Raw genomic sequence first — 13,151 nt, forward strand, 5'->3', positions numbered from 1 at the left:
CCAGTGTCGGCGTTGGCAGGCAGCGGAGGCTGAGCGGCAGATCAAGTGAGCTTCAGCCCTCGGGCAGGGCGCAGGCGGCAAAGGCCATCTCGAACTCGGCGCGGTCCAGCCCCCGTCCGATAAAGACGAGCTCGCTGCCGCCCAGGTCGTCGTCCCAGGCGTCGGCGGTAAAGAGGTCGCGCACCGCCTGAAACAGCACGCGCTGCGGGTAGCCGTGCAGCGTCAGAAAGCCTTTGACCCGCAAGACCTCGGCGGGCCGCGCCAGGATGAAGGAGGTCATGAACCGCTGCCAGGCGTAGGGGTCCAGAGGCCGGTCGGTGCGGAGGGTAAAGCTGCTCAGCCCCGGCGTGTGCTCCACAGCCCCCGCACCCGTCAGCACGCTGGGGTCGAAGTCACGGCGGGCGAGCAGCTTTTCGGCGTCTATCTGGCCCTGCTCTACCCGCACCACCTCGGCCAGCGGATTCAGGCCGCGCAGCACCCCCTCGGCGTGGTCCAGCCGGGCGGGGTCGGCGGCGTCGGTCTTGTTGATGACGACGAGGTTGGCGTAGGCGAGTTGCCGCGCCGCCTCGGGGTGGTCTTGCAAGGTCTGCATCACGTGCCGGGCGTCCACCACCGCCACCAACGTGGTCAGGCGAAAGGCCGCGCGCACGGAGCGCTCGAGCAGCGTGGTCAGCACCGGGGTCGGGTCCGCCACCCCGCTGAGTTCCACAATCAGGGCGTCGGGCTTGTGCTCGCGCATGGAAATCTCCATCAGCGCGCGCAGCAGGTCGTCGCGCCCGGTGCAGCACAGGCAGCCCGCCGCCAGCTCGGTCACATCGTCGTCCAGCCGCTCAATCAATGAGCCGTCCACCCCCGTCTGCCCAAACTCATTGACGATGATGCCGAGGCGACGGGGCAGCGAGCGAATGAGGTGGTTGACCAGCGTGGTCTTGCCCGCCCCCAGAAAGCCCCCCACGACGATGACAGGAATCTGCATGGAGACAGGGTAGAGCCGCCTGCCCAGGCTCCGAAACACCCGAGCATTTTTAAGCTGTTTTCTCTGTCCTCGCTAAGCGTTCTGGCGCAACATTTTCCTGACCCGAGGCGCCTACACTGAGGCATGAACACTGCCGCTGGCCGGAAGGAGGACATCCGAATACCCCCGCGCGTCGCGCCGGACCTCAACGCCCCGCGTGTGCTGGTCCTGAACGCGTCGTACGAGCCCTTGCAAGTCACGAGCATCAAGCGGGCCATCACCCTCTTGCAGTACGGGGTGGCCGAGGTGCTGGAGCAGAGCCGCGACGTGGTGCGCTCACCGAGCACGGTCATGTCGGTGCCCAGCGTCATCCGGCTGCGCCGGTACGTGCGCCGGCCCCGGGTGGGCGCGGTGCCGTTCAACCGCCGCAACGTGCTGCGGCGCGACCACTTCACCTGCCAGTACTGCGGCAGCCAGGACGACCTGACGATGGACCACGTCCACCCCCGGTCACGCGGCGGCAAGCACGGCTGGGACAACGTGGTCACCGCCTGCCGCACCTGCAACCAGCGCAAGGGCAACCTGACGCCCGAAGAAGCCGGGATGCCGCTGCACGTGCCCCCGCACGCGCCGACCTTCGGGGTCTACGCGCACGGCCAGTTCGCCCACTGGCAGCCGGAGTGGAGCGGGTACATCCGGGGCTGAGGGGGCCGGGCGACCCGTCTTGAAGTCAAACTCCGTCTCCTTTTGGGGGCGGAGTCTTGCTGTCTGGCGATACGCTCACACCGTAATCTTTCCCAGGGCGTACACTGAGGCAGTGAACGGGACCGTGACGCATCAGCACCAGTTTCAGGCGTCCTCCCCCCCCAGCCGGAGGCGCCCATGAGCGCCATCTATCAGCGGGCGCGGCCTATCCGCTGGGAAGATGTCGTGGGCCAGGAACACGTCAAGGACGTGTTGCGCACCGCGCTGGAGCAGGGGCGCATCGGGCACGCCTACCTGTTTTCCGGGCCGCGCGGGGTGGGCAAGACGACCACCGCCCGCCTCATCGCCATGACCGCCAACTGCACCGGGCCTGCGCCGAAGCCCTGCGGCGAGTGCGAAAGCTGCCTTGCGGTGCGGGCCGGGTCGCACCCCGACGTGATGGAAATCGACGCAGCGTCGAACAACTCGGTGGACGACGTGCGCGACCTGCGCGAGAAAGTCGGGCTGGCAGCCATGCGCGGCGGCAAAAAGATTTACATCCTCGACGAAGCGCACATGATGAGCCGCGCCGCCTTCAACGCGCTGCTCAAGACGCTGGAAGAGCCGCCTGAGCACGTCATCTTCATTTTGGCGACCACCGAGCCGGAAAAAATCATTCCGACCATCCTCTCGCGCTGCCAGCACTACCGTTTTCGCCGTCTGACCTCCGAAGAAATCGCGGGCAAACTCGCCGGCCTCGTCACGCTGGAAGGGGCCAGCGCCGACCCTGACGCGCTGAACCTCATCGGGCGCCTCGCCGACGGGGCCATGCGCGACGGCGAGAGCCTGCTCGAACGGATGCTGGCGGCGGGCACGGCGGTGACGCGCCCGGCGGTGGAAGAAGCTCTGGGGCTGCCCCCCGGCGAACGGGTGCGCGGCGTGGCGTCGGCGCTGCTTGTGGGCGACGCGGGCGAGGCCATCTCAGGTGCGGCGCAGCTCTACCGCGACGGTTTCGCGGCCCGCACGGTGGTCGAAGGGCTGGTGGCCGCTTTCGGGGCCGCGCTGCACGCCGAACTGGGCCTGGGCGAAGAAGGCCGACTGGAAGGCGCCGAGGTGCCCCGGCTGCTGAAGTTGCAGGCCGCGCTCGACGAGCAAGAAGCCCGCTTCGCCCGCAGCGCCGACCAGCAGAGCCTGGAACTGGCGCTGACCCACGCTTTGCTTGCCGCCGATGGGGGCACGGGAGGCGGTGCGCCGAGTCTGGGCTCTGCCGCCACGTCCGCCCCGGCGCAGGTGCCCGGCGACCTGCTCCAGCGGCTCAACCGACTGGAAAAGGAATTGTCCACACTCCGCAGCGCTCCCCGTGCGGCGGCTCCTGCTTCGGCAGTCCCGGCGGCCCCAGCGGAAAAACGTGGCCCGGCCCCGGCGCGCGAAGCCGTGCGTGAGGCGGCAGCGTCCATTGCTCCGGCAGCGGCGCCCACGCAGGGCAGTTGGGCCGACGTGATGGCGCAGACGACCATGCAGATGCGCGCTTTTCTCAAACCGGCGCGGATGCACGCGCAGGACGGCTACGTCAGCCTGACCTACGAGGACCGCAGCAGCTTTCACGCCAAGCAGGTGGCGGGCAAGTTCGACGAACTCGCGGCGCTGGTGGAGCGCGTGTTTGGCCCCATCACCTTCGAACTGATTGCCCCCGAAGGTCTAGGCCGCAAGCGTGAAGCCGGGAGAGCAGGCGGGAGTCAGGCTGCCGCGTCTGCCCCGGCACCCACACTGAACCCGGCACCGACTCGCTCCACTCCGGCCCCCAAAGCCGACGCCCCTGTCGAGATTCCCGACTTCGACCCCTCTCCGCGCCGCAGTCGCCGGGGACCGGAGTTCGAGCCGGTGACGGTGGGCGCCGCTCAGCCGCAGCCCGTCGCTGCTGCCCAGACCGCCAGCACCCAGACCCCCGGCACTCAGACGGCCAGCGCCCCACCGCCCAGCCTGCCGCCGCGCCCCCCGGCCCGGCCCAGTGGGACTCGCCCGTGCGCCTGCGGCCCGGCAACCTGAACTCCGCCTGCCCGACCCGCCCAGCCCCGACGACGTGGCCCCCGCGCCGCTGCCTGGGAACGAGGCCGCGCCCTGGCAGGACGAGCACGCCGCCGAGCCGCCCCCTGCCCCCGCCGACGCCCAGGGCGGTGACCGGGTGACGCCGCCGGGCCAGAGCCGCGAACTGTACCTCGGCGAAGTGATTACCGAGGAACCCGACTGGGACAGCTTCGGCGCCCCGGTGCTGGACGACGTGGAAGCGAGCGGCGCCGCGCTGCTGGACGACGCCCCCTTCGCCGAGTACAGCGCTCCGCGTCCGGCACCCAAACCGGCCCCCGCCCCGCGTGAGACGGCGAACGCTCGGCCTGCCGCGCCCGCCCGGCCCGGTGACATCCGTGCCCACCCGATGTTCGAGGACATCAAGGGCCGGTTTTCAGGCCGGGTTCGCGAAATCGGCAAGAACCGCCGGGTGCAGGCGGACAGCAGCGACGCCGATGGAGAAGCCGACGAGAGCGAAGACACCGCCGAAGCCTGAGCCCGCCCCGACCCCTTCCCATCCACCCGTCAGGCCCCTGCGCTAGCCTGCGCGCTGAGCTATGCCTGCGCCCTTTTCCCGCCGTCTGTGGTTTTCCCTGATTCTCGCCCTGGCGCTGCCGGCGCAGGCCCAGGAAACTGCTCCCCCACCCGTTCCCGCGCCGCCGATCACGGCTCCTCCCGAGCCGGTTCCGCCGGTCAGCGAGCCGCCCCCCCCGGCGACCCCCCCCGTTGCCGATCCGGTCCCAGAACCGACCCCGCCCGAGGCGCCTCCGGCAGCGGACCCGGTGCCTGCTCCACCAGCACTCGTTCCCCCGGCCCCTGTCCCACCAGCGCCTGTTCCACCGGCACCCGTCAGCCCGGCGCCGCCCGCTCCGGCGGTTCTCACCCCGCCGCTTCCAGTGCCCACGCCCCCACTGCCCGAAAAGCCGGTGGTCGTCGAGGTGCCCGCCGGGCCTCCCGGCAGCACCCTGCGCGGGCTGTGGGTGGACGCCTTCGGGCCCGGCCTCAAGACGCGGGCGCAGGTGCAGCAGACGGTGAACGACGCAGTGGCGCTCGGCGTGAACACCCTGTTCGTGCAGGCGATTCGGCGCGGCGATTGCCTGTGCATGAAAAGCGGGCTGCCGCTGATAACCGATCAGGCGCTTGAAAAGAACTTCGACCCCCTCGCCATCGTCACCAAGCTGGCGCACGAGCGCGGAATCAAGGTGATTGCCTGGGCGAGCGTCACCGGCATCGCCAACGCCGCCGTGCCGAGCACCGCCCCCGGCCACGTGATGAAAACGCACGGCCCGAGCAGCGGCGCGCAGTCCTGGCTCGCCCGCCGTCCCGACGGAAGCTGGCTCGAAGGCAAAGACGGTTGGCTCGACGCCGGCATTCCCGACGCCGCCGAATTTATGGCCCAGAGCGTGGTCAATCTGGTTCGCAACTACCGGGTGGACGGCATCCAACTCGACCGCATCCGTTACCCCGACGGCGGCGACTGGGGCTACGACCCCAAGACGCTCACCCGTTACCGCGCCGAAACCGGAGCGGCGGGCACCCCGGCGGCGAGCGACCCGCGCTGGCAGGCGTGGAAGCGCGAGCAGATCACTGCGCTGGTCCGCCGCATCGCGCTGGAGGTCAAGAGCGTGCGCCCCGACGCGTGGCTGAGCGCCGCGACCATCACCTATGGGGCGCCGCCCAAGCCGGGCGACCTCGCCGCCTTTACCCGCTCGCGCACCGTGACCGACGTGATGCAGAACTGGCCGGAATGGGTACGCGACGGCCTGATCGAACTCAACGTGCCCATGAACTACAAGCGCGACGGCGTGGCCGAGCAGGGCGCGTGGTTCAACGGCTGGAACGCCTTTGCCGACAGCGTGCGCGTCCGCGCCGACCGGCAGCCGAGCGCACTGGCGGTGGGGTCCGCCCTGTACCTCAACTCGCCCCCGGTGAGTGCCGCGCAGGCTGGGCGCAGCGTGGCGAGCGGCCTGGGCTGGGTGGGCTACTCCTACCGCACGCCCACCCTGAACGTGTATGAGGGCAAAGAAAGCATGGCGCAGGGCCTCAAAGCCGTCGGCAGTGCCCTGAGCGCCCGCCCCGAGGTTCTGCCCGCCGAGCAGCGCTGGGAGGACGCCGCTCCGAGCAGCCGGGGGCTGATGGGCCGCATCCGGGGCGCCGCCGTGCTGGGCAGCCGCCCCGTGGAGGCGTGGCAGGGCGGGGTGCGGGTGGCGCAGTCGCTCACCGACGGCAACGGCTACTACGGCTTTTTGACCCTGCCCGCCGGCAAGACCGAAATCCGGGTGGGGGGCCAGCGCTGGGCCGACACGGTGCCCGAACGCGGCGTGGTCCGCCTGCCCGACCTCGTGCTGCGCGACCTGAAGCCGGCGAGCGCGCCTGCCAGTGCCCCAGTGGCTCCTGCCACTCCTGCGCCAGCCAAGCCGACGGTGAAACCCGCCACCAAGTCCGCCCCAGTCAAGCCCGCCACCGTCAAGCCGACAGTCAAACCGGCCACCATCAAACCCACGAAGCCGGGGAAGCGCTGAGGCGCCTGAGCTACCTGAGCACTCCTGCGCCAATCACCGCTGCCCCCAGCACCACCGCCCACGCCGGCAGCTTGCCCGCCGTCAGCGCGGCGTAGGCGAGCAGCACCAGCGCGAGGTCACGCGGGCCGTGCACCGCCGCTGTGAACACCGGGTCGTACAGCGCGGCGAGCAGCAGGCCGACCACCCCGGCGTTCAGGCCCCCCAGAGCGCGGCGGGTGCCCGGCCTGCGCGACAGCTCGGCCCATAACGGCAGGGCACCGAGCATCAGCAGCAGGCCCGGCAGAAAGATGAACACCGTGCCGAGCGCGGCCCCCAGCAGCGGCGAAAAGACCGCCTGCGCCGCGCCGAGGTAACTGGCAAAGGTGAAGAGCGGCCCCGGCACGGCGTTCGCTGCCCCGTACCCGGCGAGGAAACTCCCCGCGCTGAGAAAATCGAGCACCAGCCCTGCCTCCAGCAACGGCAACACGACGTGCCCGCCGCCGAAGACCAACGCCCCGGCGCGGTACACGCGGTCCGCGAACGTCCAGGCCGGCGAGAGCGGCGCCAGCAGCGGCAGCACCACGAGGCCAGCGAGGGCGAGCCCCAGCAACCCCAGCCCCGCCCGGCGGGACAGGCGCAGCGGCCAGCCGCCTCCCTCGCCCGTCGCCGCTGGCAGCCAGCGCCAGCCGACCAGGGCGCACAGCAGCAGCGCGAGCAGTTGGGTCCACGCTCCCGGCCACAGCAGCAGCCCCACCGCCGTGCCGAGCGCCAGCCCGCTGCGCACTCGTCCGGGCGTTCCCTCCCCGGCCCCCACCAGCGAGCCCCACATGCCCGCCACCGCTTGCGCGACCACCGCCACCGCCGCCAGTTTCAGGCCGCTGACCCAGCCCGCGCCGCTCAGGTCGCCGGCCCGGCCCGCCAGCGCCGCGAAGCCCACGAGCAGCAGGGCGCTCGGTAGGGTAAAGGCCGCCCACGCCGCCAGCGCCCCCCGCGCTCCAGCGAGCAGAAAACCCACCGCGCACCCCACCTGACTGCTCGCCGGCCCCGGCAAAAACTGCGCGAGCGCCACCACGTCGGCGTATTGCGCGTCGCTCAGCCAGCGGCGGCGGTTGACGAACTCCTCGCGGAAAAACCCCAAGTGCGCCACTGGCCCCCCGAACGAGGTCAGCCCCAGCCGCAAAAAAGCGGCAAAGACGGTGTGGGCAGGAACGGCAGGCAGTGGGGACGCACTCACGCGCCCCAGGGTAGCGGCGAACGGTCAGGCAGGTACCAAAGAAACGGGACCGAAGGCCAAGCTGAGAAACTTCCCAGGTGCCCCAACCTCCGCTTCAGGCCAGCGTCAAGGGGGCGTCAGCTTGAACCGTTAGGCTGAGCGGGATGACCGACCTGCGGAGCCGTCAATAGGGCCTCCAGCAGCTTTCCCCTTTTCCTCCCGGCCTACTTTTGGCCTGCCCACGACTGGATACACTACAAATGATGAAACGCACCTCACTCGCTCTGCTCGCTCTCATGGTCTTCGCCACACCGGCGCAGGCCCTGAAGCTGATCGTGTGGGACCCCGATTTCAAGAACAAGGTGGCCTACGGCGAGAGCATTGCCGGCAAGTTCAACGTGAAGTTCGACAAGAACTACAGCGGGCCGGTGGTCGCCCTGTTTTCCCAGACCGACGAGGAAAAGGACCGGGGCACCTACGCGGGGCTGCGCAGCAGTTATGAAGGCGCCCTGCGCGGCGGCCAGCTCTTGATCGACACCGACAGCGATGGGGTCCCCAATACGGCGTCGCGCTCTGGCGCGGGCAACGACAAGTCCTTCGTGCCCCTGAAAAAGCTGCTGCAACCGTACAAACTCAGCGTGGACGTGCAGCCCACCAGTCTGCTGCTGCCCCCCGCCAACAGCATGATGGTGCTGGGCCGCTGAGACGGCGCCGGCTTTATCTGCCCGAAAGGTATGCCGGGTCACGTTGCGTAACGCGCTAGGCTGTTGCAGCTTTCGCCCCACGTCCAACCTGCTCCCACCCGCCAAGGAGACTTCATGCTCGCGCAAATCCTGATTGTGGAAGACGACCCGCACCTGGGGCCCCTGCTCCGGGATTACCTCTCTGCCGACTACCAGGTGCACCACGCCCCCACGCTCAGGGACGCGCAGGCGTGGCTCGGCACCCACTCGCCGCAATTGGTGCTACTCGACCTCAACCTGCCCGACGGCGATGGGCTGGACCTCGTGCAGGCGCTGCGGCAGTACTCCAGTACGCCGGTGCTGGTGCTCTCGGCGCGCACCGGGGTGCAGGAACGGGTGGCGGGGCTGAACGCGGGGGCCGACGACTACCTCACCAAGCCGTTCGCCATGCCCGAACTCGACGCCCGGATTACCGCGCTGCTGCGCCGCACCGCCGCCGGGACGGGCGTGAATCTCGGCAACACGGCGCTCTCGACCTCCAGCCTGCTGCTGACGGTGAACGACAAGAACGTGAACCTCACCGAGCACGAGGCCCGCATTCTGGAACTGATGATGCGCACGCCCGAGCGGGTCTTTTCGCGCGCCGACATCGAGTCTCACCTCTACGGCTGGGAAACGCCGAACTCCAACAGCGTGGAAGTCCGCATCTCGCAGCTGCGCAAGAAGCTGGAGTCGGCGGGCAGCGACCTGCGGATTCGGACCATCCGCAACGTGGGCTACGTGCTGCAACACTAGCCTGCCCCTGCGCCGACCCTGACTGTGCCGAACTCCCAGCCTTCCCTCGCCTCGCGCCTGACCCCCGGCGCGGGGCTGCACTCTGCGCGGGTGGCGTGGCGCCACAGCCTGCGCTTCCGGCTGGCGCTGATGTACAGCCTGAGCGCCCTGGTCATCACCGCCGTCATCGGCCTGGGCATCACGTCGTACCTCCTGGGGCAGATGAACCGGCAGTTCGACGCCCGGCTGAGCGAGCGCGCCGACGCGGTGGCCGAGCGCTTTGGCAGCAAGGAGCAGGACATCGGCCAGGGCCTGCCGCCCATCAGCGGCTACACCGCCATCCTCGACAACGATGGCCGGGTGCTGGGCGTGAGCACCTCGCTCAAGTCCGACACCCGCCAGAAATTCAGGCTGGGCGACCCCTTTCCGTATCCACAGCACGGCAGTTTCACCGTGCTGGACGTACCCATGCGGGCGACCACCCGCCCTGCGCCGGACTACGGAACCGTGTGGGTGGCGCTGCCCGAGACCGACCTGGTGGTGGCCCAGACGAGTGCGACGCGGGCGCTGCTGCTGTCGCTGCTGGTGGCGCCGCTGCTGCTGCTGCTGCTCGGCTGGCTGGTGGGACAGCGGATGCTCGCGGGGCTGGGCGAAGCCGCCGACCTCGCCGACCGCATCGACCCCAGCCGCAGCCTCGCCACCCTGCCGCTGCCTGAGCGCGAGGACGAGGTGCACCGCCTGCTCGCCGCCATCAACCGCCTGCTGGTGCGTATCGAGGCCGGACAACTGCGCGAAAAACAACTCCTCGGCCAAATTGTCCACGAGCTCGGGGCGCCGCTCACGGTGCTCAAGGCCACCCTCAGCCGCGCGGGCGAGCGCACGAACGACCCCGAAGTGCAAAAAGCCGCGCTGGTCGCCGACGAGCTGACCTTCACCACCCAGGACTTGATGCAGCTCGCGCGCGGGCAACTCGAAATGAAGCTGGTGTGGCACTACATCCCCGCCGTGACGCTGCGCGACCGCCTCGACCGGCTGGTGCCCGGCGTGACCTTCAGCGGAGACTGGTCGGGCGGCATCCTCTGCGACCCCGACCGGCTGACCCAGGCGCTGCGCAACCTGCTCGCCAACGCCCGTCGGCACGCGGGCCTGGACGGCAGCGTGAGCTGCACGCTGGCCGAGACGCCGGAGTGGCTCACCTTCACTGTCCGCGACTCCGGCCCCGGCCTGCCCCCCGAACTCGGCGAGCGCATCTTCGACCCCTTCGTGAGCGGCGCGGGCAGCAGCGGCCTCGGCCTGAGCGTGTCGCGCCAGATTGCGGTGATGCACGGCGGCAACCTGACCGGGGGCAATCATTTGGACGCCGGGGGGCAGGTCGCCGGAGCCGAATTCGTGCTGACGGTGCCGGGCGCGGCGCTCGGGGAGGACGAGGACGACGAGGTGCTGGAGGACGTGGAGCCGGTCGGGGTCTAGAGCATTTGACGTCATAAAGACCCCTCACCCCTGCCTTCGGCAGGCCCTCTGCTCCGCAGCTCTCCGAGTCTCCCCTTGCTTGGTAGAGGGTTAAACAGCGCAGGGCCATTCTTTTGTCAAATGCCCTCAATCAAAGAAAGGGAAGCGGAGGCATACGCCCACGCTCCCCTTCCCCATTCGATGACTCAGTCCACGATCATCGGAATCAGCACCGGGTTGCGGCCCGTCGCCTTGCGGGTGAATCTCCGCACCGCGCCGTACATATCGTCGCGCACGTCTTCCAGGCGCTTTTTCTCGCGCAGGCCCTGTTCCACGGCTTCGAGCGCCACCCGGCGGATTTGCAGTTCGAGGTCGCGGTTGGGGCGGGCAAAGCCGCGGGCGACGACTTCCACGTGCGGGGTGGGGTGCAGCACGGCGGTCAGGATCAGCAGCCCTTCCTGGCTGAGGTTGACGCGGTCGAGCAGCACGTCGTCGTTCACGTCGCCCACGCCCAGGCCGTCCACGTAGACCGCGCCCGCCGCCACGGTGCCCGACACCCGGAACTCGTCGGGGCCGAGGTTGACGATGTCGCCGTTCTTGGCGATCAGGGTGCGCTTGGGAGGCCGGGGCAGCGTCTGCGCGAGCTTGGCGTGGTTGATCTGGTGCCGGGGCTCGCCGTGCCAGGGCAGGAAAAACTTGGGCCGGGTCAGGTTGAGGATGGTCGCCAGTTCTTCCTGCGAAGCGTGGCCTGAGGCGTGCACGCGGTAGGTGGGCGGATAAACCACGTCCACGCCGATTTCGTAGAGGCGGTTGACGATCAGGTTCACCGCGTCCTCGTTGCCGGGAATCGGGTTGCTGCTCAGGATCACCGTGTCCCCCCGGCGCAGCGCGAATCTTGGCGTGGGTGCCGAACGCGAGGCGCCCGAGCACCGCCATCGGCTGCCCCTGCGACCCGGTGCAGACGAACAGCACCTGCTGGTCTTGCAGTTCGCCGACTTCCTCGCTCGTCAGAAACGGCTCGGGCGGGTTCATGTGCCCGGTGGCCTGCGCGGCCTGCGCGTACTTGATCATCGAGCGGCCTTCCATGACCACCCGGCGGCCCTGGCGGTGGGCAAGATCGAGGATGTTCTGGATGCGGTAGACCTGCGAGGCGAAGGTCGTCAGGAAGACCCGGCCCCGGCAGCCCTTGATGATCTCCTCGAGGTTGCGGGCGATCTCGGCCTCGCTCGGCGTGTGGCCCGGGCGCTCGGCGTTGGTCGAGTCGGAGATGAGCAGCAGCACGCCGTCTTTGCCCGCCTGCTCGACGCGCTCCAGATCACTCACGATGCCCGCGCCGGTGCCCACGTCGGGGTCGATCTTGAAGTCGCCGGTGTGCAGCACGTCGCCCACCGGGGTCTTGAGGATGTACCCAGCGTTGTCGGGAATCGAGTGGGTCATGCAGAAGAACTCGGCCACGAAGCTTTGGCCGAAGCGCACCTCGTCGCCATAGGTCACTTCGCGCAGGTCCACGTCCTGAAGGCCGAATTCGCTGAGCTTCTCGCGCACCAGGGCGAGGGTCAGCGGCAGGCCGTAGACCGGCACGCGGGGCAGCCGGGCAAAGATATAAGGCAGCCCGCCGATGTGGTCCTCGTGGCCGTGGGTCAGAATCCAGCCCTTGATCTTGTCCTGATGCTCGAGCAAGTAGTCGATGCGCGGCACGATGAGGTCGATGCCCATCTGGTGGGCCTTGGGAAAGGCGAGGCCGCCGTCCACCACCACGATTTCGTCGCCGTAGCGGAACACGGTGATGTTTTTGCCGATTTCGCCCATGCCCCCGAGCGGAATGACTTCGAGGGTGGGAGCGGGCAGGTCAGCCGACTCGGGCCGGGGTTGTTCTGGTCTGGTCATGGAAGACTCCAAATGTTCGGAAAGTGCGGGGAGGGTCCGTTCGGTGGAATCCGGCGAGCGGCAGCGGCGGGGCCGGGCCGCGCACGAGTGGAAACGCACAGACGGAAAGCGGTTGTGTCACCCGGCGAAGCCGATGTGCTGGAGCCGAAAAAGGCGGCAGCCCAGGCCCGGCGGGCGGAAGTACCTTCACGGTAGCACAACCCCCCCACTGCTCACCGACACCTGGCATATGAAAAGCAGTTAAACCCGACCTTGAGCGCGGTATCATGGCCGGGTGAACGAACAGCGGATTCTCGTCATCGAAGACGACCACGACATTGCCAACGTCCTGCGCATGGACTTGACCGACGCCGGCTACGTCGTCGACCATGCCGACTCCGCCATGAACGGCCTGATCAAGGCGCGCGAAGACCACCCCGACCTGATTTTGCTCGACCTCGGGCTGCCCGATTTCGACGGCGGCGACGTGGTGCAGCGCCTGCGTAAAAACAGCGCCCTGCCGATCATCGTGCTCACCGCCCGCGACACGGTGGAAGAAAAGGTGAGGCTGCTCGGCCTCGGCGCCGACGACTACCTCATCAAGCCCTTTCACCCCGACGAACTGCTCGCCCGCGTCAAGGTGCAGCTCCGGCAGCGCACCTCCGAGAGCCTGAGCATGGGCGACCTCACCCTCGATCCCCAGAAGCGCCTGGTGACCTACAAGGGCGAAGAACTGCGGCTCTCGCCCAAGGAATTCGACATTCTGGCGCTGCTGATCCGGCAGCCGGGCCGGGTGTACTCGCGCCAGGAAATAGGTCAGGAAATCTGGCAGGGCCGCCTGCCCGAAGGCAGCAACGTGGTGGACGTGCACATGGCGAACCTGCGCGCCAAGTTGCGTGACCTCGACGGCTACGGCCTGCTGCGGACCGTGCGCGGCGTGGCTACGCCCTGCGCGGCTGAGG

General features: G+C 69.1%; 9 protein-coding genes and 2 pseudogenes. 8 read left to right on the plus strand and 3 right to left on the minus strand.

Annotation, left to right across the window (positions count from 1 at the left end; all coding sequences use genetic code 11):
- Window positions 1-52: 52 nt before the first annotated feature.
- Window positions 53-976 (minus strand): CobW family GTP-binding protein, encoded by a 924-nt coding sequence (locus DR_RS12395; protein ID WP_028328036.1) that lies wholly within the window; start codon window positions 974-976, stop codon window positions 53-55.
- A gap of 123 nt (window positions 977-1,099) precedes the next feature.
- Here DR_RS12395 and DR_RS12400 point away from each other — a divergent pair, with 123 nt between their 5' ends.
- The 4 genes from DR_RS12400 to DR_RS12410 all read left to right on the plus strand — a co-directional run bounded on the left by DR_RS12400 (window position 1,100) and on the right by DR_RS12410 (window position 6,225).
- Complete coding sequence (locus tag DR_RS12400; RefSeq protein ID WP_010889035.1) at window positions 1,100-1,660, plus strand: HNH endonuclease; 561 nt, start codon at window positions 1,100-1,102, stop codon at window positions 1,658-1,660.
- A gap of 177 nt (window positions 1,661-1,837) precedes the next feature.
- On the plus strand, window positions 1,838-3,685 hold the full coding sequence (gene dnaX, locus DR_RS12405; RefSeq protein WP_010889036.1) for a DNA polymerase III subunit gamma/tau: 1,848 nt from the start codon (window positions 1,838-1,840) through the stop codon (window positions 3,683-3,685).
- Window positions 3,648-4,199, plus strand: a complete 552-nt coding sequence (locus DR_RS16940; protein ID WP_234944653.1) for a hypothetical protein — start codon at window positions 3,648-3,650, stop codon at window positions 4,197-4,199. The genes dnaX and DR_RS16940 overlap by 38 nt, the downstream gene beginning before the upstream one ends.
- Window positions 4,200-4,260: 61 nt before the next feature.
- A complete protein-coding gene (locus DR_RS12410; RefSeq protein ID WP_227085960.1) occupies window positions 4,261-6,225 on the plus strand; it encodes a glycoside hydrolase family 10 protein in 1,965 nt (654 codons plus the stop codon).
- A gap of 10 nt (window positions 6,226-6,235) precedes the next feature.
- On the opposite strand, the gene chrA is transcribed toward DR_RS12410, so the two are convergent.
- Window positions 6,236-7,438, minus strand: a complete 1,203-nt coding sequence (chrA, locus tag DR_RS12415) for a chromate efflux transporter (protein ID WP_010889039.1) — start codon at window positions 7,436-7,438, stop codon at window positions 6,236-6,238.
- A 242-nt stretch (window positions 7,439-7,680) separates the two neighbouring features.
- Here chrA and DR_RS12420 point away from each other — a divergent pair, with 242 nt between their 5' ends.
- The 3 genes from DR_RS12420 (at window position 7,681) to DR_RS12430 (ending at window position 10,344) form a co-directional block, all read left to right on the plus strand.
- Window positions 7,681-8,121, plus strand: coding sequence for a hypothetical protein (locus DR_RS12420; protein ID WP_034350495.1), 441 nt, complete (start codon window positions 7,681-7,683; stop codon window positions 8,119-8,121).
- A 114-nt stretch (window positions 8,122-8,235) separates the two neighbouring features.
- Window positions 8,236-8,895, plus strand: coding sequence for a response regulator transcription factor (locus tag DR_RS12425; RefSeq protein ID WP_027480061.1), 660 nt, complete (start codon window positions 8,236-8,238; stop codon window positions 8,893-8,895).
- Window positions 8,896-8,919: 24 nt separating this feature from the next.
- Window positions 8,920-10,344 (plus strand): sensor histidine kinase, encoded by a 1,425-nt coding sequence (locus DR_RS12430; RefSeq protein WP_010889042.1) that lies wholly within the window; start codon window positions 8,920-8,922, stop codon window positions 10,342-10,344.
- A 185-nt stretch (window positions 10,345-10,529) separates the two neighbouring features.
- Here DR_RS12430 and DR_RS12435 read toward each other — a convergent pair.
- A pseudogene (locus DR_RS12435) lies at window positions 10,530-12,132 on the minus strand (ribonuclease J).
- A gap of 352 nt (window positions 12,133-12,484) precedes the next feature.
- Between DR_RS12435 and DR_RS12440 the strand changes: the two are divergent.
- Window positions 12,485-13,149, plus strand: a pseudogene (locus tag DR_RS12440) (response regulator transcription factor).
- Window positions 13,150-13,151 lie beyond the last annotated feature (2 nt).

Origin of the sequence: Deinococcus radiodurans R1 = ATCC 13939 = DSM 20539 (assembly GCF_000008565.1) — a bacterium.
Lineage (GTDB): Bacteria > Deinococcota > Deinococci > Deinococcales > Deinococcaceae > Deinococcus > Deinococcus radiodurans.

Coding starts and splice junctions, on each gene's coding strand:
- DR_RS12420 (WP_034350495.1), top strand. CDS start 7,681: ATGAAACGCACCTCACTCGCTCTGCTCGCTCTCATGGTCTTCGCCACA.
- DR_RS12425 (WP_027480061.1), top strand. CDS start 8,236: ATGCTCGCGCAAATCCTGATTGTGGAAGACGACCCGCACCTGGGGCCC.
- DR_RS12400 (WP_010889035.1), top strand. CDS start 1,100: ATGAACACTGCCGCTGGCCGGAAGGAGGACATCCGAATACCCCCGCGC.
- DR_RS12395 (WP_028328036.1), bottom strand. CDS start 976: ATGCAGATTCCTGTCATCGTCGTGGGGGGCTTTCTGGGGGCGGGCAAG.
- DR_RS12410 (WP_227085960.1), top strand. CDS start 4,261: ATGCCTGCGCCCTTTTCCCGCCGTCTGTGGTTTTCCCTGATTCTCGCC.
- dnaX (WP_010889036.1), top strand. CDS start 1,838: ATGAGCGCCATCTATCAGCGGGCGCGGCCTATCCGCTGGGAAGATGTC.